The organism is Pseudoalteromonas sp. SG44-1, from assembly GCF_014164315.1.
Taxonomy (GTDB): Bacteria; Pseudomonadota; Gammaproteobacteria; order Enterobacterales; family Alteromonadaceae; genus Pseudoalteromonas; species Pseudoalteromonas rhizosphaerae.
Map to the genome: position 1 here is coordinate 145,939 of NZ_JACJEW010000005.1, position 19,008 is coordinate 164,946.

Annotated in this window: 16 protein-coding genes; 5 read left to right on the forward strand and 11 right to left on the reverse strand. The window is 39.8% G+C overall.

Annotation, left to right across the window (positions count from 1 at the left end):
* Positions 1-28 precede the first annotated feature (28 nt).
* From H5187_RS04045 to aceK, 3 genes are all read right to left on the reverse strand, one after another.
* Entirely contained in the window at positions 29-991 is a 963-nt protein-coding gene (locus H5187_RS04045) for a zinc-binding dehydrogenase (RefSeq protein WP_182717911.1), read from the reverse strand.
* 21 nt (positions 992-1,012) lie between these two features.
* Complete coding sequence (locus tag H5187_RS04050) at positions 1,013-1,405, reverse strand: hypothetical protein (RefSeq protein WP_182717912.1); 393 nt, start codon at positions 1,403-1,405, stop codon at positions 1,013-1,015.
* Between the two features lie 82 nt (positions 1,406-1,487).
* A complete protein-coding gene (gene aceK / locus H5187_RS04055) occupies positions 1,488-3,275 on the reverse strand; it encodes a bifunctional isocitrate dehydrogenase kinase/phosphatase (RefSeq protein WP_149981013.1) in 1,788 nt (595 codons plus the stop codon).
* 104 nt (positions 3,276-3,379) lie between these two features.
* On the opposite strand from aceK, the gene H5187_RS04060 reads away from it, so the two are divergent.
* On the forward strand, positions 3,380-4,327 hold the full coding sequence (locus H5187_RS04060; protein ID WP_145233680.1) for a LysR family transcriptional regulator: 948 nt from the start codon (positions 3,380-3,382) through the stop codon (positions 4,325-4,327).
* Positions 4,328-4,476: 149 nt separating this feature from the next.
* Positions 4,477-4,926 (forward strand): hypothetical protein, encoded by a 450-nt coding sequence (locus H5187_RS04065; RefSeq protein WP_149981184.1) that lies wholly within the window; start codon positions 4,477-4,479, stop codon positions 4,924-4,926.
* Between the two features lies 1 nt (position 4,927).
* On the opposite strand, the gene icd is transcribed toward H5187_RS04065, so the two are convergent.
* On the reverse strand, positions 4,928-6,187 hold the full coding sequence (icd, locus tag H5187_RS04070; RefSeq protein ID WP_182739228.1) for an NADP-dependent isocitrate dehydrogenase: 1,260 nt from the start codon (positions 6,185-6,187) through the stop codon (positions 4,928-4,930).
* A 167-nt stretch (positions 6,188-6,354) separates the two neighbouring features.
* Between icd and H5187_RS04075 the strand changes: the two genes are divergently transcribed.
* Positions 6,355-7,167: a hypothetical protein gene (locus H5187_RS04075; protein WP_149981011.1), complete on the forward strand. Its 813-nt coding sequence runs from the start codon at positions 6,355-6,357 to the stop codon at positions 7,165-7,167.
* On the opposite strand, the gene H5187_RS04080 is transcribed toward H5187_RS04075, so the two are convergent.
* From H5187_RS04080 to H5187_RS04100, 5 genes are all read right to left on the reverse strand, one after another.
* The gene (locus H5187_RS04080) at positions 7,156-9,858 is read right to left on the reverse strand and encodes a 7TM diverse intracellular signaling domain-containing protein (RefSeq protein WP_182797561.1); all 2,703 of its coding nucleotides are present in this window, start codon (positions 9,856-9,858) and stop codon (positions 7,156-7,158) included. The genes H5187_RS04075 and H5187_RS04080 overlap by 12 nt on opposite strands.
* 30 nt (positions 9,859-9,888) lie before the next feature.
* On the reverse strand, positions 9,889-12,159 hold the full coding sequence (locus tag H5187_RS04085; RefSeq protein ID WP_182797562.1) for a TonB-dependent receptor: 2,271 nt from the start codon (positions 12,157-12,159) through the stop codon (positions 9,889-9,891).
* Between the two features lie 106 nt (positions 12,160-12,265).
* Complete coding sequence (locus H5187_RS04090; RefSeq protein WP_182797563.1) at positions 12,266-14,512, reverse strand: NAD(P)-binding protein; 2,247 nt, start codon at positions 14,510-14,512, stop codon at positions 12,266-12,268.
* 9 nt (positions 14,513-14,521) lie between these two features.
* The gene (locus H5187_RS04095; RefSeq protein WP_182717918.1) at positions 14,522-15,478 is read right to left on the reverse strand and encodes an acetoacetate decarboxylase family protein; all 957 of its coding nucleotides are present in this window, start codon (positions 15,476-15,478) and stop codon (positions 14,522-14,524) included.
* Positions 15,479-15,546: 68 nt separating this feature from the next.
* Positions 15,547-16,098: a dienelactone hydrolase family protein gene (locus H5187_RS04100; protein WP_149981006.1), complete on the reverse strand. Its 552-nt coding sequence runs from the start codon at positions 16,096-16,098 to the stop codon at positions 15,547-15,549.
* Between the two features lie 449 nt (positions 16,099-16,547).
* Here H5187_RS04100 and H5187_RS04105 point away from each other — a divergent pair, with 449 nt between their 5' ends.
* A complete protein-coding gene (locus H5187_RS04105) occupies positions 16,548-16,691 on the forward strand; it encodes a hypothetical protein (protein WP_182717921.1) in 144 nt (47 codons plus the stop codon).
* A 126-nt stretch (positions 16,692-16,817) separates the two neighbouring features.
* Positions 16,818-17,705: a TIGR02285 family protein gene (locus H5187_RS04110; protein WP_182717919.1), complete on the forward strand. Its 888-nt coding sequence runs from the start codon at positions 16,818-16,820 to the stop codon at positions 17,703-17,705.
* Between the two features lie 19 nt (positions 17,706-17,724).
* On the opposite strand, the gene H5187_RS04115 is transcribed toward H5187_RS04110, so the two are convergent.
* Together H5187_RS04115 and H5187_RS04120 are read right to left on the reverse strand one after the other, a co-directional pair.
* Entirely contained in the window at positions 17,725-18,303 is a 579-nt protein-coding gene (locus H5187_RS04115) for a YceI family protein (RefSeq protein ID WP_145233661.1), read from the reverse strand.
* Positions 18,304-18,306: 3 nt separating this feature from the next.
* A complete protein-coding gene (locus tag H5187_RS04120) occupies positions 18,307-18,861 on the reverse strand; it encodes a cytochrome b (RefSeq protein WP_149981004.1) in 555 nt (184 codons plus the stop codon).
* Positions 18,862-19,008 lie beyond the last annotated feature (147 nt).

A 19,008-nucleotide genomic window follows, 5' to 3' on the forward strand; every position in this document is an offset into this window, starting at 1 on the left:
GTTATATGGGCAAATATTGGTTTTTAAACTACTGAACTAATAATACAACTTTTCCGGCATTTTCGTTTCGTTCAAGAATCGCGTGTGCCTCACCAGCGTCTTGCCAAGGCAACGTTTTATAAATATTAAAATCAAACTGTTGATTTGCTATATCGTCATAAAATTTTGCTACAAACTCATCGCGTAGTTGGCGTTTAAACGCTTGACTGCGATTGCGCAGTGTTGAGCCATGAAACGAAATACGCTTTTGTAACAAGAGTGCAAAATCTACTTCTGCGAAGCGACCATCTAAAAATGCCAGCATAATTATTTGGCAATCCATTGCAGCGATTGCTGCATTTTTACTTAAATAGCGCCCAGATACCGGATCAACAATCACGTTCGCCGTTAAACCATGGTTTTGCATGTAAGCAACAAAATCGTCGGTTTTGTAGTTGATTACATGATCGGCACCAAGCGCTTTGGCATGTTCGCACTTTTCATCGCTACCTGCGGTAATAACAACCGTTGCCCCAATACGTTTAGCCATTTGTATAGCTGCCCCACCCACGCCACTTGCGCCTGCATGGATCAGTGCTGTTTGCCCTGCTTGTAACTTACCAAGTTGAAATAACGCACCAAACGCGGTTAAATATACTTCGCTGATCGCTGCACCTTGCGCCATAGTTAAATCACTTGGTAAAGCCATTAATTGTGCGGCATCGACCGCCACATATTCGCTATATGCACCGCCTGCACACAAAGTAAATACCGCTTTATTAAGCCAGCTTTGATCAACCTCGGTGCCAAGCTCAATCACAGTGCCTGCGCATTCAAGCCCTAGAATGGGGCTGTCGCCCTGTGGCGCTGGATACTTACCTTGACGTTGCATACAATCAGCGCGGTTCACGCCGATAGCAGCAACTTTAATTAACACTTCATTAGTTTTTAATTGCGGTTTAGCGGTGTCGCTTAATGTTAAATGCTGATCTTGATGAGAAATAAATTGCATTGCAGCTCCTGAATTGATGAGTTAATCGATTTTACGCCACACTTCGGCTTCAACTAACTTACCATTTTCTGTTAAAGAATGATGCCACAAATCTCCTTCAATTTTGTAATCAAAAGCCATGGTTTTGCCAAGCAACGATTCAATGTTACCGTAAACAAAAGTCTCTACAAATTGTTGGTTTTTTAAGGTGTACTGCCCGCCACCTGCATAATGAAACTGGCCATTTTTTTGGGTGATGTAATTAAAATGAGTGGCGGTTATTAGTTTAACTGAGGTCAACTCTGGTGCTTTGGCAGTCACATAACCTTGTTCAACTGCATATTTCCCTTCCACAAACTCCCAACTACCTAATAGCGGGTTAGCTAAAACCAGCGGTGAGGTGATGAGTAAACTTGCTAATAATAGAGATTTCATGATTTTCCTTGGTTTTTGTTTTATGAAACTTTACCTTTTTACACGCCCAAAATTAATCAGACTTATGGGTAATAACCCCCGGCTAAAATCGCCAACTTTGTTTGTATGGATACACATCAGCCAATTGCCCAGCATTGATATCAGCTTGGCACTGCAGCCAAAAATCAGGACTAAATAAGTCTTGATGTTGCTGGCAAAAATGACTAAATGCTTGCTGATCAGCACTAAAAAACACTTTAAACTGACTCGGGAATACATCATTTTCGGCAACATCAAAGTAGCTTTCGCTGCTTAGTTCATCAAAACTATTTTCACTGCTCGGTAAGTCTCTAAAGTTACAATCCGTTAATGGGCAAATTTCATCATAATCATAAAATACCACGCGCCCCCAACGGGTCACACCAAAGTTTTTCATCAACATATCACCGGGGAAAATATTAGCCCCGGCTAACTCTTTAATCGCCTTGCCGTAATCAAGCATTACATTATTCAGTTGTTTATCGTCACATTGATTGATGTATAAATTAAGTGGTGTCATTTTGCGCTCAACGTATACATGCTTAAGCACTAAGGCTTTATTTGCAATAGCCATACTTGAGCCGATACTCGCTCGCATATGGGTAAGCAATTCATCGCTAAAACGATTTAAATCAAATGCTAAATAGCGAAATTCATGAGTGTCGACTAAACGGCCGACTCTATCCGCTTGTTTTACAAAGTCGTATTTTGCCATCACCTGTGCTTTGGTTGATGTTTTAGGCGCGCTAAATTTATCTTTTATTACCTTATAAACATAATCTGAGCCAGCAGTGGTAAATACTAGCATTACCATGCCTGGCGTGCCGGGGGCAATAATGTACTTATCATCTATTGGACTATTGTTGGTGGTGTCGACCTTATAGCGATAAAACTCTGTTTTGGCATGTTTAATAAAGCCAATGGCATTGAATAATTCAAATCGTTGCTTATGTGGCATTAGCACTGATAAGTAATCTACGTAGCGCGCGGGTTGGTCGGTATCAACCATAAAGTAGGTGCGAGCAAAGCCGAATAATAAACTCAGTTGATCTGCACCCATCATCACCGCATCAAGCTTTAAACCGCTTTGGGTATGTAAAATAGCGACAGCAAAGGGCATGTTATCGCCATTTTTAGCGATACAACGACCTATTAAGTAGCAGGCTTTATTTCTAAAAAACAGTGAATTAGCGTATTCAATATAGCCATCGTTTAAATTCATCAGCTCATACACTTGACGACATTGCTGCTGCGCACCTAACGCCAAAGTACGCTGCAAAATATCAACATCATGAGCTAAATCTGTAAATCCAACCCGAAAAGCTTGTCGATAAATAAGTTGCTCCACCGCCTGGCTAAAGCCATTTTGCAATGAAATACGACTTACTAAATTATCAAATGGCCGAGATTTAGCGCGGTATTTGGCTTTTAAAACAAATAAGTGCACGGTGCGAATTTTTTTATCATCCCAAATCGAGCCAAAAGTTGAATTAAAAAATGTATGCGCAATCGGTTGGTTTTCATGATCTTGCACCATTTGGCCATAAATATGCTTTGCCTGCTGCCACAGTCGCGGATCGTTGAGCTCTTTAAATGCAATGACTCGCACCGCTTCACTAACATTTTTAACTTGCCTTTCATATACTTGTAAACGCTCACGCATTGCCGATTGTACATTTTGCCATTGCCGTTGCTCAAAACGACTTTGTGCACCTAAGGTAATATTTAAAAACTCAGCAAACATCGCTTCAAAGCCTGCGAATACGGCACGCGCTAATTTGGTCGCAATGACTTGCTCAATTGCGTTGCTAGTTTGAGTCGATAACGTATTTGCTGTTTTTAGCTCTAGCATATTTCTATCACTTATGATGACTATGTCTATTTAGTGGTTTACACACCTTAGCAAGCACGCTTTAATTTAGATAATTAATACAGCGAATGAATAAGATTGATCAAATGAATATAAGAAATGTCGATCTCAACTTGCTTGTGTACTTAAATGTACTGATAGATGAGCGAAATGTCTCGAAAGCGGCAAATAAATTAGCATTAACCCAACCTGCAATGAGTAATGCACTAAAACGTTTACGTGATTTATTTGACGATCCGCTCCTAGTTCGTGCCGCAGGCTCTATGACTCCTACTGCAAAAGCGCTGAGTTTAAAACCTGAAATAGAAGCGCTGTTAAAAATGGCTGAGGCAATAACCCAACCCAGTGATATGTTTGATCCAACCACTGGCGAACTCACCTTTAGAATTATGGCGAATGATTATTTAGAATCAACGCTAGTCGCGCCTTTTATTACCCAGCAACTCAATAAACATCCAGGACTTAATTTTGATGTGCTTAGCCCCAGCGATGTTAGCCTGCAAGATATGGAAAAGGGCAGCATTGACTTAGCCATCAATCGCTTCAACGGCCTACCACGGTCTTTTCATCAGGCCAGTGTCTGGCGAGATAACTATTGCTGTTTAATGCATCCAGCTAACCCATACTTAAAACAGCCTGATCTAGAGCAATACTTAGCGTCAGAGCATATTTGGGTAAATCGTGCAGGCTGGGGGGCTGAAGCTGCCGTCACGAATAAATCAGGTAGCCAAAAGCTGGGATGGGTAGACGAAGCTCTTTGGCAGCTTGAACAAACCCGTCATATTCGGGTGTTTACTCGTCATTACATGGTGGCAAGTTTACTATGCCAATCGCCACAACTGATCGCCACACTACCAAGACGACAAGCAATGCTGCTAACTAAACATACCGAGTTAGTGATTAGTCCTGTGCCGTTTCAAATTGTCCCAATTGAAGTAAAAATGCTGTGGAGCCCATTACTGCATCATGCCAGCCCACACCAATGGTTACGCCGCGAACTGCAAGCGTTCGCTAATACGATTGCTGATCGCTAGAAAGCTCTAATTAAAATGGAGCTCTCTCGTTATTATTGATTAAATCAATATCAGTTATTGAAAACAACAATTTCATAAATAGTGTGCTTAGGGCTACAGTGAAGTCATACCAAATGAGTTAACCACTAACACTGAGAGACAACATTATGATGCAAACTACAGCAAGCTTCACCCAACAAGACGGATTATTTATCGACGGCCATTTACATGCGTTCATCGAACAACAACTTTGTAAGCAAACCACCCTTGAGTGTAATGATGTTTACCAAGCATTGGCGACTCTGGTTGATGAATTTGGCTGTCAATGTCGTAAAAACAAACATTTTGACAATGACAGTTTAGATGTACAAACGTTATTGCATGCGTATCAAGTTGAGCATAATCACCCGCATTGTCATGTTGATGCACAAACAACAACTGCGGTATTAGATGAATATTGCTGTCAGGTGCCAGCTATTATTGTTGTTGCTTTAATGGATACATTAAGCGGTACACCAAGCGATGAACACAATGCAAAAGCAATTTATCAACGTGCTGCAACACTGACTAATCGCCCTTGCATGTATCGTGCAAAGCTCTACAACGCCAATGCAGCGTAGTTCATGAAACTTTTAAACGCTCGATTATCCTTTGTGTAAAATCACTGCAACTGAGGATGGTCGAGTTTTGCTGCTCTGCCTGTAAATCAAAGGTCACTTCACCGGCTATAAATGTCTGTTGCAAAGCCAGCTCTATACTGTTGGCCGCTTCGTGCCAATTCATAAACTGTAGCATCATCACCGCACTTAAAATACTACTGGTAGGATTTGCACTATTTTGTCCAGCAATACGCTCAAACGTACCATGAGTTGGTTCAAAAAAAGCCACTTCATTATTTAAATTTGCTGCGGGCATAATACCAATACCACCCACTTGTGCAGTCAACATATCTGCTAGATAATCGCCATTTTGGTTGGTTGTTACCACTACATCAAATTGCTCAGGATTCATTAACGCTTGCTGGAGCATGTTATCTGCAATCACTTCTTTAATAACTAACGGTGCCAAGCCCTCACGCGGTATTTCTAGCCAACGGCCATTACTGTGTGGTATTGCTGAGAACTCAGTTTGCGCTACGGCAAACCCCCAACGCTTAAACGCACCATCAGTAAATTTAAGTACATTGCCTTTATGCACAACCGTTACCGAGTCACTATTTTGTTCAAGCGCATACGCTATTGCATAGCGCACTAGCCGCTCTGACCCTTCTTTAGAAATATTTTTAATGCCAATACCACATTGTTGATCAAAGCGCAGACGGGTTACGCCCATTTCTTGGCATAAAAAATCCAGCATTTTTTCGGCTTCGACACTGCCAGCTTGCCATTCAATTCCAGAGTACACATCTTCAGAGCTATCGCGGATCACAACAATATTGGTATTTTCAGGTTTTTTTAACGGTGACGGTAATGCGCAATAGCCTTTAATCGGCCGCATATTTACAAATAAATCCATTTCATGACGAAGAGCAACATTGAGTGAACGAAAACCTCCGCCAATCGGCGTGGTTAAAGGCCCTTTAATCGCTATTTTAAATTGCCGAACCGCATGAATCGTCTCTTGCGGAAACCAATCCCCATCATATAGCTGCGCAGCTTTTTCACCGTTAAAGACTTCCATCCAGTGAATTTTTCGCACTCCTTGATAACATAACTGCACAGCATGGTTCACAATGTCACGCATACAAGGGGAGATATCCTGCCCTACTCCATCACCATCAATATAAGCAATGATCGGCTGCGACGGAATATGCCACACGCCTTTATTATCAATGCTAATTTGTTCACCCTGAGGTGGGATTTCAATGTGTTGATAACCCATAACCTGCCATATTTTTATTATAAAATATCATATAAACATTAAACCATGGTTGGCAGTGAGTGTCGTGGTTTTAGCATCTATACTTATCATTCAACAATAAAATAGTGAACGGATTTTATCCTTTACTCGGTCTTTTGTGAGCAATTAAAAACCATTAAGTACCAGATATGAAACTGTTTAATCGAATTTTATTCGTTACTTGTTTAGCGAGTACATCTGTTTTCGCAGCCCAGCTTGATCCTCAAGGATTAACCGAGCTGTCAAAAAGCAAGCAGCAGATAATACTGCAATGGCTGAATTTTAGTCTTGAGCAAACTCAGGCAACTTTAGGCCCACTGCCATACTCTAATTTACCCATTTATTTACACCCTCGGTATATTGCATTTGAACCCGTGCCTTGGGGAAGTGTGCGCCGTGGTGATCCAGATGGCATAGAGTTACATTTTGATCGCTTTGCCAGTTTTACACAATTACGCGATGACTGGACCCTCTACCATGAAATGGCACACCTTTACTTACCGTTACTACCCTATTCGGGCTTCTGGTTAAGTGAAGGATTTGCAACCTATATGCAAAATATAATAATGCGTGATAGTAAAGTGATCACTAGGAAGCAATTTATACAACGACTATCTGCAGGGCTTGAACGCGGACGTCAGCAAACTCGAACAAAGCAACAGCCATTAAGTGAACTTGCCGACGATATGTGGCAACAAGGTGCACAACAAAGAGTTTATTGGAGTGGTAGCGCATTTTTTATTGAAGCAGAGCTGGCTTTACAGCAACAAGGACAAAGCTTGACACAATTAATAAAACGCTATCGCGAGTGTTGTTATAGCTCAAAAACAACAGCAAAAAAACTGATCACAACATTTGATCAGCTTTCACGCAGCGCCATTTTTTCAACCTTATATGCCCGTTATACACAGCGTACTGATTTTCCGGACATTACCCGTGAGCAGCTTATTTTACTGAGGTGAGTGACATAAAATATCATCAATTTCATCAAACACTTGATAAACTAAATGGCTATCTAACATCACGCTATCGGCTTTAAGGGCTTTGTCTAACTTGATTGCATGTTGGTACAATGTTTCGCACTCAAACATTCCAGCAGTTCCTTTTAGCATATGAACACTTTGTGCAAACCCTGTCATATCGCCATCTGTATATTGCTTGGTTATTGTTTCTCGCTGCTTTTTAAGCCCTTCTATGTACACCTGTTTAAGCACCTCAAATTCATGCTCTGGCAATTTTACATCTTCAAGCATTTCGATATCTAAATAACTAGCAATTTTATGACTAAATTCACTGCGGTCAATTGGTTTGCCTATATGATCAATAAACCCTTGTTTTAGATAGCGATCAACTTCATGCTTCATAGTATTTGCTGTAAGGGCAACAATGGGTGTCGTTAATCCTGTTGCCTGCATAATATGAATCGCTTGTTCACCATCCATTACTGGCATTTGAATATCTAATAAAATCAAATCAAATTGATGATCTAGCGTAGCTTGCACTGCATCTTTGCCATTTTCTACCGCAGTAACCGTTAACCCCATTCGCTCTAAAATACGTTTGATCAGTTCACGGTTTTCAGGATGATCTTCCGCTACCAGCACTTCACCCACGAGATTTCGCTGATCTTGACTTGGCAGCTCTTTTTCTTTGCTTATAGAGATCTCATCAAAACTATTGATCCAACGCACTCGTTCAGGCATATATAGCGCGATATTGAGGCTAAACTCACTGCCACTGCCAACATGGGAATGAGCGGTGATATTACCATCTAACTTTTCGGCTAAACTTTTTGAAATATTTAAACCGAGTCCTGTACCGCCATATTTACGTGAGATCGATGAGTCAGCCTGATAAAACGGCGTGAACAAGTCTTGTTGCTCAGCCTCTGTCATCCCAATGCCGGTGTCTTTAACTTTAATGATAAGCTGCTCTTTAGTGCAACTCACCACTAATTGAATATGCCCTACCGTGGTAAATTTTAATGCATTAGCTGTTAAGTTTAACAATATTTGTCGTAATCGGGTTGGATCAGAAATAATCCAATCAGGCAGTGGGAATTGGTAATCAACTTTAAATTTAAGACCTTTATCACGAATTTGTTTGCCTAATAGCGATTCTATATGCGCAATGGTTGCAAATAAGTCAGTCTCGACTAAATCAATTTCAAGGCGATTGGCCTCAATTTTTGACATATCAAGTATGTCGTTTATGAGTCCTAAAACATGGCGGCTGTTTTGTAAAATAACCCGAATACCATGATTTCGTTCGTGAGGCTTAATATCGCCTAAAATAATACCATCTGCGTAGCCTATAATAGAGGTCATTGGCGTACGTATTTCATGACTCATATTTGCTAAAAAACGGCTCTTAGCTTCACTGGCATCAGTGAGTTCTGACGCCAATTGTTGTAACTCCTGCGTACGCAATTGCACTTTTTGCTCGAGGTTTTTAGTAAGCTCAACATTCTCATCATGTAAAATACTAAATTTATTTGCCACTGCAAACGCGAGTAACATCGCATCTAAGGCGGTGCCAATCAAACCTAATAGGTACAAATCGATTGCAATCGGCGTCAGTACACCTAAATTAGTTAAATTTCCCACCATATTAGGAATTGCCATCGCTAGGTAAGCAAAGACAAAGTATCGCGCGGGTTTAAAACCACTCATCCAACTGCGACCCCCTATGTACATGCCTAAGCATAAGGTGCACCCCGTTACTATTGTTGCCCAAATAAACCCAAAACCTGGCCACATAGCAGCGAAAGGCAAACCTGCGGTTGCCACCACAGCTAATATAATTGATGCTTTGGCTAATTGTGGAAAACTGTCTTTTAGCTTAAGCAAATTATTGAAAAATAATATGTTAGTTAATGGTATTAAAACAAACCCTAGCCAATGAAAATGGGCATTATAAAAACCAAATAGTTGATCTGGAATATGGAAAAACTGGCTCCAGGCAAATACCCAGCATGCTGTAAATAAGGCGTAATAAAGGTGGGTTACATCCCGTGCGCCAAAATATATTAATAAGTTATACAAACCCAGCGCAATGCCTACTCCAAAGCACAACATCATCACCATATTTTCGATGGTGACCTGGGTAAAGAAGTCTGCATAGGGTTTTAATACCAGTTTAGGAGGAGTGTAAAAGTAGTCACTTTCATACTTGGTGATCAAAAAGTAACGCTTGCCTGGTGTAAGGGCTATTTTATTGCCGTAATGAAAAGCAAATTCGTTTTTTTCAATCCCCCCTGTTACGTAACGCGCGGCCTCAGATGTGGGATCGGCCATATCATATACACGTGTTTCAATACGCGATACTAAGGTGTTGTAAGGGAACAACACTAATTCAGCTAGCTGAGTCTGATTTTCAAGTTCGACAACTAACCAATAACTTCCGCCATAATATGTGGTACTTGTTTGTGGTTTTTTATTGTCAAGCCACGTCGCAATCTGAGTACTGTTATCAGGAAACCCTTCATAACTTGCCGCTAATAAGGTACCAACTTGAAACAAATTTATATCTTGTTGTTGCTCTGTATAAACAAACACATCCGCTGACTGTGTTGCTCGCACTTCGCAGACATATATTGTTAGCAAGCCTAAAAAGACTACATAGCAAAAACCTTGTATTGCTTTTAACAGCATACAATACGCCTCAGTTTAATGACAAAAAGATTAGAACTGATAACTAATATCCAAACCATAGCGACGACCTTCCCCTTTAAAATCTTCCAACATGCCAAGGAAAGAGCTCAAATCAAACTTCAAATTACTGTACTCACTGGCAAATAAATTTTTCCCCCACAGTACAAAACCTAGGTTATCTAATTGATAACGAATATTACCATTGACTAAACTGTAACCATCTTGCATAGCATACGGATTTTGGTTTTGATCAAAATAATAGTCTGATTGATAATCCACTAGTAATTGTGTTGTTAAGGGATTACCAGCAAGCTCTAAACGATATTCTACGCCTGCACTCACATTCCACTTTGATGTAAATGGCAGCCGATTATGAGTCAAACTGTTACCCAAAGGATCAACAAATTCTTCAAATTCCGCATGGGGAATGTAACCCATCGCAAAACGCATTGAAAGTGCTTTAGTCGCTTGATAATCGAGTTCAGCTTCAAGGCCATAGATCACTGAATCACCAACGTTTTCTAATAATTGCACGGGTGGCTTTTGTGGTGAGTCTGATGGTTGGTTCATAAACACTTGCTGATCATTATAATCATAATAAAAAGCAGCCCAATTAAACCGCACACCTTGCTCAGGCCACCATGATTTAGTACCAATTTCATGCGCATTGAGACGCTCTTTGCCATAGTCAGCTAATTCGGCTTGCTCTGGGGAAGATAAAAACCCGCCATTATAACCACCACTTTTAATCCCATTTGCAAAACGGTAATAGCCATGGGTTGTATCGTTAATAAGGTAGTTCACAGCAAACTGGCCAGAAAAACCATTATCGGATTGCTCGCCTTGCACATGATAAAATGGCACTAAAACCCCTGCTAAATCAATCGGATCAACTACCATATTTAATTGTGCCACTGAGTCATAATCAAGTGACTCATAGGAATAACGTAGTCCAACACTTAGCAACCAATCTGAATTAAGTTGATAGTCTAACTGGCTGAAAGCGGCAATATTTTGCGTGTCAATTTGGTTATCATAGAAGAAGGTTGCGGTTAAGTCGGTGGCTAATATACCGCGATAATCTCTTAAAATATCGTTAATATTATCTTGTTTGATTGATTCATCTGCGTAATATAAACCACTGGTTAAAGTATGTTTGTTCCATTGCGTTTGCAAGCGTAACTCTTGGCTAAATAAGTGAGTATCTAAACCTAGATTTCCTTCGCATAATCGCGCTGGTGAGCCATCACAATTAAATGCATGATCGCGCTCTAATTGGTTATAACTACTAATCGAAATAATTTCGTTAAACTCATTTAATTGCCAATCAATATGTGCACTAAACCCTTTACCATCCGTTTTATGCGGAGAATCGTTATTAACTTTAACCGTGTAAAAGTCATCACTGGCATCATTGAAGCCAAAGTTATCATAGCAATTTGTCGAACCAGCTTCGCTAGGACTACATAACTGACCTGTTAATGGATCCGCCACTACACCGATATTACCGACAGGCTGCACAATACCCTGCCAATCTTCGAGGTGCGCTTGTAACAATACCTGTACAGTATCAAACTCACTTAATAGTGATAGCCGTGCATTGGTTTGTTGCATTCCAGCGGTAGGTGATTGTGCAAAAGTATTGGTGGTTGAATAGTCATAGTCTTGATGATTTAAAGCAACACGAAACGCGCTGTTATCACTTAATTGATTGTTATACATAGCATCAATACTAAACGCGTTATTATTTGCTATACCCGCTGTTAAATACCCCGACTCGTTAAATTCAGGGCGTTTAGTGCGAATTAAAATTGCTCCGCCAGTTGAATTGCGGCCAAATAAAGTCCCCTGCGGACCACGCAAAATATCCACTTGCTCAATATCAAAGAAGTTAACGATCTGATTACTTGCAGATCCTACGGCAATGTCGTCTACATAAATAGCCACAGGCGAGGTGTTCGCCGTATTGTAGTCAACTAAACCAACCCCCCGGATATTTACCGCCGGTGGCGTACCTTCAGCCGCATTTTGGCTGATTTTTAAATTAGGCGCGAATACCGATAACTCTGTTGAATCTTTATAATGTTGATTTTTAAGGCTATCACCTTTGACCTGACTAATGGCAATACTAACATCTTCAATTGCCTGCGCGCGTTTTTGGGCGAACACCTCAATGACTTCGAGGCTTTGGCTAGAGCCACTCGAATCGTCATTTTTTGCCTGTGCAGCCACAGCAAAAACGAGGCTCGACGAGCACAGCAGCAATATATGATTTGAAAAAGGATAACGTTGGCTTTTCATTAGATGGTGAACCTTAATACCGACAATGTAAAGATATTGTAATTATTTACGATTATAGACTAATTTATTGATTAAAGTCGCCAAGTTATCCATTAATTAGCTAGTTTTACTGCGCTTCAAAGGCATTTTCACCACTGATCTGCTGCGGATACCCACACAGTGCTCGTGCTGTTTGCATTCCAGCCATAACCGCAGCTTCAACACAACCTGCATTAACACCTGTTTTGATCCAATCGCCGGTAATAAATAAATTACTAAATTGCGTGCCATCAGTTGCTAAACGATATTGACTGGAATCTGAAACCGACAGTACATAACGCTCACTTGGATCAACATTCACTCGCCAGTACTGTTGATCTAAGCGCGCTGATTCTGGCACGTCATGCTGTGTATATAAAATGGACCAATCAAAGTCATTATCGTTATAAGCTAACGGCCATAATGGCTGCATATTAGTTGTTAATAGTTGTGTTAAGTTAGTTTTTACTTGTGCTTTTGCCCGTGCAGGGAAACCATGATCACTCTGTGGTGGATACTCTTGACAAGGAAATGCACTACAAAAATAGGCAATATTCTGCGGACTATTGCTTGCAGGCCACTGCTCTTTATCAATTAAGTTTTGCATTGCAGCCCAAGTATCAAACGGTTCGCTAAAACCACTCAAAATAGGCCCTTCTTCACTTGGCGGCATATACTGCCAACCTAACTGTTGATCTGTTTTATTTAACCAAATCTGACTGGCTTGTGTAGCTACCGAAAGAACATTTTTAGCCTGAGCAGCAAAGTTGTCGTCTATTGCTAATAATTGTGGGCAAACATGCTCTAATGAAGCAACTGAGACCCCAAGGATCAGCCGGTCAAAATCATCTTTAAACTGCAGTGTTTTAGTTGGTAGTTGTGCGCCAAAATGTGCTTGGTAACAGCTGGGCCAATCACTCCAAAATGATTCTAAATTAATATTATTCTGCTTTAGTAACAGGGCCTGCTCGTGGTTTATCTGCTGATAAAGAGGCTCACTTGGCCAGCAAGCTAAGTTTTTCACATCAATTAATGGCTGATACTCTGATGAGTTATTTAAACTCACTTGCTGTTGTAATAACACAGAAGCAACACAGTTTTGGCCACTTTCATCAATCCCAGGTGTAAGTTGCTGTAGTTGATGGAAGAATTCAAAGTTAACGCCTCTTTGTTTTAATAGTTCATACAATGGCGCAAAAATAACATCGCCCATTCCCGCCTGCATTTTCCACATTACCCCACCGCGATAACACAATGCGATTCTAAGCATGGCAAGTGCAGCAACTCCAGCTTCTACATTTGGTTTTTTAAAATCACCTTGTGGGTAGGCAAACACTAAATCATAAAAACCACGCACGGGCGCAGAATCGACACTGTATTGTTTATTCGCACCATTTTTTAATAACCATTGACGAAAATCATACTTGTTAATGACCCCAAAACCATCGCGATAAACTTTATCTTTAATCAATCCAACCAGCATCGCTATCGCTAAATCGGCACAAATATAAATACGCCTCAACTCTGCATTGTCATCCAGTAACTCGGTTAACTCTTGGTTAATCCAGCGTTTTAGTTTTCTGACAATATACCAAATCACTAAACTATCTTTCTTCTCAGAAATTTGTGGCTGCAGTGTGTTGTTACTTTGCACAAAGCTATTTAATTTATCAACAAGTAAGCTAGGTGTTGAAGTGATTTCTTGATTGAGATTTTGTATATCGTTGGTAAAGGTTTGCCATGCATCACTGCCATCAGAAACCAAGGTCTGAATTTGTTGATGAAAATGGCGTAGTAGGTATCTATCTCGTGGTTTTTTTGTCGTTAATTGTGTGCTCTTAGCTTGGACTCTGGCGGCCAGTTCAAATTGTGGTATCCATTTTTTTAGCCATGCAAGGGTCATTTTTACAAAGTCCCACACGGTAATATCTAAACTCCCATTCGCTGGATTGCCAGGTAAAACAGGAAACTCTATAGGCCACGTTTGCCACTGTTCATCAATGTGCTCCTCAAGGGCAATAAAACTATGCGGTTTAAGTGCTTGTTGCCAGGTACTCAGTGCACTCGTTGGCGGACGCTGTAGCTTGTCGTATACAGTTTCAATGGTTTTAAAACTATTAACATAGGCACCAAACCAGACATGTAAACCATGCTCTTCTATGCGCTGCCCCATAACAGCATTACGGCCACTGGCTCCTTTTCCTCCTAAACGCCAACCTTGTTGGTACACTGTAATATGTCTTTTTTGCTGCCAATTAGGTTGTTCAGTCAGGTATAAAGCAGCCGTCATTGCGGCAACACCACCCCCTATAATAACTATTTTTTCTTGCTCCATAATGGATCCTTACTTAGGGAGTATTTGTGTAGCTTGAAGTTGGTCAAAATCCATCTTGATATAAAACGGCAAATACACAGCTTGCGCTCCTAGCTGTAAACCAAACATTTGCGCTAAAGGAAAACTATCTAGTTGCTGTAAATGTAGCTGATAAGCACCACTGAGTAGCTTAAATTGATGGATTTTCTTTATTTCTGAAGGAGAGTGCATAACCGCTTGAAAAACAGCCTTATCGCCTTGCCCGTCAGGTAATTGCTTAAATAGTATTTGATCCATCTGTGGATTCACAAAACCCTGTAACAGCTGCTTTAATAGCGAAAAATCAATACCAATATGATCCCCATCAAACAAATTGGCGACATGCTCGCCAAAGTCCTCTAATACAGATAATAAGCCATCGCTTTGCGTCTTGACGTTTTTGGTGACTGAAAATAAATGCTGTGATTGTAATTTTGACGTTGGCGAAAAATGCTTAAAACAATCCAATGAAACTGAAAAGTCGGTTATATCACTTACCGAACTGGGCATCTGGTAATCACATAAATATTTATTGTAACCCCATGTTTCTCTGCCGTTTATTAATGCATAAACATTATTTACGCAAATAAACGCCGGATACCAATAAAGATGAGTAATATCTTCATCATTGCCTTGCTTTTCTACCTTTGCAACTGGTAACCAAATAATAATATCAGTCTCTTGCATCCAACCGTGCTCACTAAAAGGCGGCGTTAATGAGGCAATTTTTTCTATGTCGGTAAAAGTTAATAATGCATATTCGCCTATGCCTTTAAAATATAACTCATCCGTTGCAACAATATTAAGCGTTGTATCGATATACTGTTGAACTTTATCCTGATCTATTTTTGCAAAAAAACCATACATATTTGCATTAGTCATTCGACATGGTGGCTTTGCAACAGGGTTTGATAAAAAGTGACTATAAGGAGGTAGTTGTACGGTCATGATTTATAATTATTTTATTGGATAAAAAATAAGTATAGCCAAGATTTTTTACAAGGTAGTAATTTCAGTTAATTATTTTCAGTGAGCAAGTATTGGCTATATTGTTGATAACCAAAGCTATCGAAGCCTTTTGACAAGGGATTCATAAACCCATGACCGTAGTCTGCACGCTGGCATTGCACTTTGATTTGCTGCTCTAAACAAGCGAGCACAGGATGAATATCAAAGTGCACTTCTTGCTTCGCAAAAATAAACTCGCAGGCCACGCTGGCAGACAAATCTAAATAATGACGAACTTGATTTGGATAAAATGCCACTAATCTTTTTATCTGTGAATTTTTCACAGTTGCTTGGCTTCGCCACGCAGCGGCTCCACCAGCACTAAAACCGATTACCGTAGTTGGTTTAGTTACTCTACTAAGAATGGTATTAAGCTTGTTGAAATAGTTATCGTGACCACACTCAGTGATAAATAAATCATACTGTAATTGCTCATCAATCACTGGCTGCAATTGCCCATCGTACGGATCGACAATTATGCTTTTAGCGTTAAATTGCCGTGCAAAGTGACTCAAATGAGCGGTTTTACCAAAAATATCACTAACGATAATGTATTCCATAGCCAAATCTTATTATTTACAGTTAAATTACCGCACAACAGTTAAAATACCGCTAAACGCCTTTTTCAGATTAGCTAATTAAAATACAGCAGTTAAAATACAATGGCTAGAATAAAGTTAAAATAATGCTTGCGTAAATAAAATTTCTGGGGTAAATTGTCCTCTTGGTCCTAAAAAAGCCTCGCGGTTAACCTCTTTACCCTGATCCAGTAATCCCCGCAAAACGTATATTATAGAGCTAAGTTATTGTACGGCGAGAACCCCAATTCAGACTACGGCATATTTTTAAATAGTCGCATAAATGTCATAAAGATCGTCAACACTGTAATGAAGCTAAACACAACACGGTCTATCTAATTGTGCTTTGAAAGCTAATAAAGAAATTAGCGCACATTAAAGATAACAAGAAAAAAGTGAGTTTTATTATGTCTTATAGTTACAACGGATCTATGATCCAAATCGCACATCCAGTGCAATCAATTTCAGTAAATAAACAACGTGTTATTTTTTCTGATACACAAGGTTTAAAAAATACCTTATTTACAAAAGCAAGTGACGCACGTCAATTTGTTAAATGGTTAAAAGCCAATTAATCGATACTGATTTGCTTCCTCGCAATTTAAATGACGCCAGCTAATGCTGGCGTTTTGCTTTTTTTAAGCTAACTATTTAACAGCTGCTACACTTAGTATATTAATAATTTATCTGTGGTTGAATTAATGCATTATGCCTTTCGTTATGCTTTTTTATCATTGTTAATTAGCACTCCTTTGCATGCTAAAACAATTGATTGGATAGTCACTGACTTTGCCCCTTATTATATTTTTAACGATCAATACGCAGGAACAGGCCGCGATGAAGGTGTTATCGCCTTATTAGAACAACAGCTTCCTAGCTATACATTCAACCGTACTATTTTTCCATCAAGTCGCACAATACAGGAGCTGTCTAACCCAAATCATACTTACTGCATGCTCTCGCTATACCAAAGCCCGCACCGCAAACAACACATCAGCTTTAGTGAACAGACTTCGACGGTTGGCTTATCGCCTTCTATTGCTATTCACCAAGAGCTTGTGCAACATCTCAAGCTTGAAACAAGTACACCTGCATCATTGAAAACCCTACTCAATCAATACCAACTTGCACTGGGGATTTCTATGAGCCGATCATACGGTAATGCTATTGATGCAGTAATTAATAATAGTGCCGACGCATCGATAATTATTCGACCTGGTCGCGATACCCTTGCCAGTTTGACTTACATGTTAAAGAAAAAGCGCATTGATATTTTATTGGGCTACCCAAGCGAGCATTACTATTTAGCAAAATCGATGGGGTTTGAAGATCAGTTAATGCAATTGCCTCTGACTGAAGCTCCCGATCTGAGTTATGGCTATATTGGCTGTACTAATACCGAGCAAGGTATCGCGCAAGTTGAAGTGCTTAATGCAGCACTGAAAGAAATAAAACAACAACCAGCCTACCACGAAGTGTTATTACGTTGGTTACCAGATAATTTAAAACCGTTACTAGAGCAACGTTACAAGCAAACAAAAACGCCCCAACTGAGTGAGGCGTTTATCAATATTAGCATATTTATTTAACCTGAATTCAGGTTAGGTTTTACTTACGCACACCTTCAATATACAAACCAATATCAACATGTGTAGATGCAGGACCTAGGTTGTAATCAATACCAAAATCAGCAAGCTTTAAACTGGTTTCACCTTCAAAGCCAACTCGGTAACCACCCCATGGATCTTTACCTTCACCAATTTTATCGATTTCAAAGGTAATCGTTTTTGTTACACCATGAAGGGTAAACTCACCTGTTACATCAGCTTCATCACCCTCTTCATCAAACTTAATTGACGTACTTTTGAAGGTCGCTGTTGGAAACTTATCAACATTTAAAAACTCTTTACCACGTAAATGCTTATCACGTTCAGCATGGTTCGAATCGATACTTTTAGTATCAATATTAACCATGATCTGTGATGCGTCTGGGTTAGCTGCATCGTAGCTAAAGCCGCCGTCAAAAGTATTAAAACGACCGTGTAACCAGCTATAACCTAAATGCTTAATTTTAAAGTTTACAAATGCATGGGCACCTTGAGTGTCAATAACATAATCTGCAGCGTGTGCAGTATTAGCACCAAACAATGTTGCTGCTACTGCAGCTGAAAGTAATATTTTTTTCATTTATTAATCATCCTTTTGTGGTTTTATCATTCTAACTAAGGTTTTATCTTTATCGATAAAGTGATGTTTTAACGCCCCAAGAGCATGTAAAACCACTAATCCTATGAGGCTACACGCCACATAGTAGTGAACTTTACCTGCAATATCTGCTTGATTAGCTACTGAAAAATCAATTGCGGGAATACTAAATAAGGTAAACACCTCAATTGCACGACCATCCGCAGTAGAAATCAAATACCCTGAAATCACAATGACGCTAAGCAGTAGATATAAAAATATATGTACTGTATGCGCTACATTATTTAACGCTTTACTGCTGCCCGCTACTGGCTCAGGCTGCGTGCCCAATGCACGCCAAGCAAATCTAAAAATTAATAAAGCAACTAAGGTGATCCCTACGCTTTTATGTAAATCCAAAGAACCTTTATACCAACTATCGTAATAAGTAAGTTCAACCATGTACAAGCCAAGGCCAAATAAGCCAATCACCATTACCGCCATTAACCAATGTAATAAAATGGCAACCACACCGTACGAAGATTTTGTATTTTTAAGCATGTGTTATTAATTCCATTATCGAATGACATCAGAATAGCGCGTACCTAGATAGAAGAAAATAGCTAATAACAAACAAGTTATGTGCGTATATGCACAAGTAAGATTAAATTTAGCAAGTTAGCAAGTTAGCAAGTTAGCAAGTTAGCA

Bases quoted from the DNA above. Each gene is read 5' to 3' on its own strand.
- H5187_RS04080 (WP_182797561.1), bottom strand. From the start codon at position 9,858: ATGCTGTTAAAAGCAATACAAGGTTTTTGCTATGTAGTCTTTTTAGGC.
- H5187_RS04105 (WP_182717921.1), top strand. From the start codon at position 16,548: ATGATCCAAATCGCACATCCAGTGCAATCAATTTCAGTAAATAAACAA.
- H5187_RS04085 (WP_182797562.1), bottom strand. From the start codon at position 12,159: ATGAAAAGCCAACGTTATCCTTTTTCAAATCATATATTGCTGCTGTGC.
- H5187_RS04045 (WP_182717911.1), bottom strand. From the start codon at position 991: ATGCAATTTATTTCTCATCAAGATCAGCATTTAACATTAAGCGACACC.
- H5187_RS04065 (WP_149981184.1), top strand. From the start codon at position 4,477: ATGCAAACTACAGCAAGCTTCACCCAACAAGACGGATTATTTATCGAC.
- aceK (WP_149981013.1), bottom strand. From the start codon at position 3,275: ATGCTAGAGCTAAAAACAGCAAATACGTTATCGACTCAAACTAGCAAC.
- H5187_RS04050 (WP_182717912.1), bottom strand. From the start codon at position 1,405: ATGAAATCTCTATTATTAGCAAGTTTACTCATCACCTCACCGCTGGTT.
- H5187_RS04075 (WP_149981011.1), top strand. From the start codon at position 6,355: ATGAAACTGTTTAATCGAATTTTATTCGTTACTTGTTTAGCGAGTACA.
- H5187_RS04120 (WP_149981004.1), bottom strand. From the start codon at position 18,861: ATGCTTAAAAATACAAAATCTTCGTACGGTGTGGTTGCCATTTTATTA.
- H5187_RS04110 (WP_182717919.1), top strand. From the start codon at position 16,818: ATGCATTATGCCTTTCGTTATGCTTTTTTATCATTGTTAATTAGCACT.
- H5187_RS04115 (WP_145233661.1), bottom strand. From the start codon at position 18,303: ATGAAAAAAATATTACTTTCAGCTGCAGTAGCAGCAACATTGTTTGGT.
- H5187_RS04090 (WP_182797563.1), bottom strand. From the start codon at position 14,512: ATGGAGCAAGAAAAAATAGTTATTATAGGGGGTGGTGTTGCCGCAATG.
- H5187_RS04095 (WP_182717918.1), bottom strand. From the start codon at position 15,478: ATGACCGTACAACTACCTCCTTATAGTCACTTTTTATCAAACCCTGTT.
- H5187_RS04060 (WP_145233680.1), top strand. From the start codon at position 3,380: ATGAATATAAGAAATGTCGATCTCAACTTGCTTGTGTACTTAAATGTA.
- H5187_RS04100 (WP_149981006.1), bottom strand. From the start codon at position 16,098: ATGGAATACATTATCGTTAGTGATATTTTTGGTAAAACCGCTCATTTG.
- icd (WP_182739228.1), bottom strand. From the start codon at position 6,187: ATGGGTTATCAACACATTGAAATCCCACCTCAGGGTGAACAAATTAGC.